Source organism: Croceitalea sp. MTPC6 (assembly GCF_036985525.1).
GTDB lineage: Bacteria > Bacteroidota > Bacteroidia > Flavobacteriales > Flavobacteriaceae > Croceitalea.
Map to the genome: position 1 here is coordinate 1 of NZ_BTGR01000047.1, position 332 is coordinate 332.

The window sequence follows — 332 nt, forward strand, 5'->3', positions numbered from 1 at the left end:
GTGGGCGAACTCTTCCAAAATGCGGCCGTTAACCGTGCGAAAGGAAATATAAAAGCCTTACTCGATGTAAGACCAAATGAAGCTTTGGTTTATCGTGATGGCGACTTTGTTTCAGTAAATCCCGAGACTGTTGAAATCGGTGAAAAGATACAGGTACGTGTAGGCGAAAAAGTTCCGCTTGATGGTATTCTGCTTTCTGAAAAGGGTTCTTTTAATACTGCTGCCTTGACAGGCGAAAGCAAACCTGATACGATTGCTAAAGGTGATACTGTTTTTGCAGGAAGCATAAATCTTGATGGTGTAATCGAGATTGAAACCACTAAAGAATTTAA

Annotated in this window: 1 protein-coding gene; it reads left to right on the forward strand. The window is 41.0% G+C overall.

From position 1 onward, the window contains the following. A partial coding sequence (locus AACP56_RS17985; RefSeq protein ID WP_445227714.1) for a P-type ATPase occupies positions 1 to 332 on the forward strand: 332 nt, incomplete at both ends.